At 47.5% G+C, this 1,770-nt stretch carries 1 protein-coding gene and 1 pseudogene; both read right to left on the bottom strand.

The window, feature by feature from the left end; all coding sequences use genetic code 11:
• On the bottom strand, positions 1–480 hold a 480-nt coding region (locus N7387_RS21130; protein ID WP_279800933.1), incomplete at its 3' end, for a siphovirus Gp157 family protein.
• A pseudogene (locus N7387_RS21125) lies at positions 477–1,770 on the bottom strand (hypothetical protein); the annotation flags it as partial. The pseudogene N7387_RS21125 and the gene N7387_RS21130, both read right to left, overlap by 4 nt.

The following is a 1,770-nucleotide window of genomic DNA, read 5'->3' as shown; positions in this document are numbered from 1 at the left end:
TCGTTCACCAATTTCAATATGAGCGCCCGGAACCTCAATACCATTTTCCAGCGCTTCTTTGATGGCTTTTTTATCCGGTGATACGATGGTTTGCACATCAACGAATGAATCGGGGATCTTTGTTTCATCATCGATGACAATTGATGCCCTGCCTTTTGCGGCGGTGAATGTGTTTCTCGTTGTTTTCAGTTTGTCCAGCTTGGCAGTCAGCAGGCAGAACAACGCACATTTTTTCAGGTTTTTAGCCTGCAGCTCGAATGATTTTTTGCGATCTGCCAAGCGTTTTGCTTCTTCACCCAAAGTGTTTGCCTGTCCTTCCAGATTACGGACATGGAACATAATAGCGTCCAGTTTATCGCCGAGGGCACCCTCGATACCTTCCAGGGTGTCGGCTATCTCTTCTGGGGTGAATTCTCCGGTTTCTACCAATTGTTGCAGTTTGTCGTAGTCTGCTGCTAATGCGATTGCGGTTGAACTCATTGGTCTGCCTCTTGTTTTTCAGTCAGTTCGGTTAAACATTCATCTTCAATAGCTTTCAGGCGGCGCAGGCGGCCCTCGAGGTATTTCTGATACTCTTTATCACCACGGGATTTTGCATTATTGATATGCACGGAAATCTCTCGTGACAGGGTTGATGCGATACCACGCAGTTCATTGGTCGTGACGGCGGTCCGCATAGTTTCTGTATTGCGTTTGAACTTCTCGTCCAGCTCCTCGCGGAGACGGACGGTGTCATCGGCGTTATCACTGGCCGCCTTAATTTCAAACTCCATTTTATTTTTGATAAGGTATTCAGGGTTATCATGCATACCCATGTATACATCGGAAGAAAAGCCGAGCATTGACAGTGCTTTTTTGATGGCATCAGTCAGGGATTTTTTGATTACTTCGGCATCTGATTTCAGCCCCTTTGTGGTCGTGTACTTGTATTGGGTTGCGCCATAACTTTCAAACTCGGCTTTTTTCCCGCTTTTGGTCATGTACCAAAATTTAATTTTGATGGAATGGTTTTGCTCACAGAATAATGATCCATCGGCATCACGCAGGAAACGGACACCAACCTGCTTATGATTGCTATCAAACACTTTTTCAGTCAGAGGGTTTCCCGGAATCATTTTTTCTTCCAGTACCTCATAGCTCCAACCTTCACCGATAGGCCCAAAAATTTCGGTAGCACGCATAATCATGTAATTACCGTTTATGCTTGTACCGGCGTATCCCACACCTTCGAGTGGTTTGGTAAAGCGCGGATCGGTGCGCTGAACCTGTTTCCAGATGCTCAGGTTGTCTGTGTCGGCTAACACCTCGTCGAGAATCTCGGCGCGGCGGCAAAAATCATCAGTGGCTGCAGGCTCCATAGTGATAGACGGTTCAGATGTCTGTGCAGTGGTGGCCGGTTCATCGTTGGCTGCTATTTCCGGAGTGGATTTTTCTGCATGTTTCTCTGATTTTTTAGTACGTGTGCGCCGGGTCTTTTCCGGTGCTGCTGATACGGAGGGTTTATCTTCCGTAATATCAGCACCGGATCGACCAGTTTCCTGATCATGACTGCTTTCTGCCTGTGTTATGCCGATACGGTCAGCCACAAACTGTTTACGGGCAGCAGCATCGTTCATCAGGTCAGGTAGTTCTTTTCCTTCACGCACGACAGCAAAGACCGTTTCACGCGGGATCTGTAATGCTGTCGGGATAATCCGGATCTCAGTAGACCAGCGCCGCCAGTTTTCATCTTCCGCCTCGATCAGTTTCTTCGCTGCAGATAATTTGCTG

Source organism: Morganella sp. GD04133 (assembly GCF_029835375.1).
In the GTDB taxonomy this organism is placed as follows: Bacteria; Pseudomonadota; Gammaproteobacteria; order Enterobacterales; family Enterobacteriaceae; genus Morganella; species Morganella morganii_B.
Note: the sequence above shows the minus strand (reverse complement) of the source record. Positions and strands in the feature narration are given on the sequence as shown.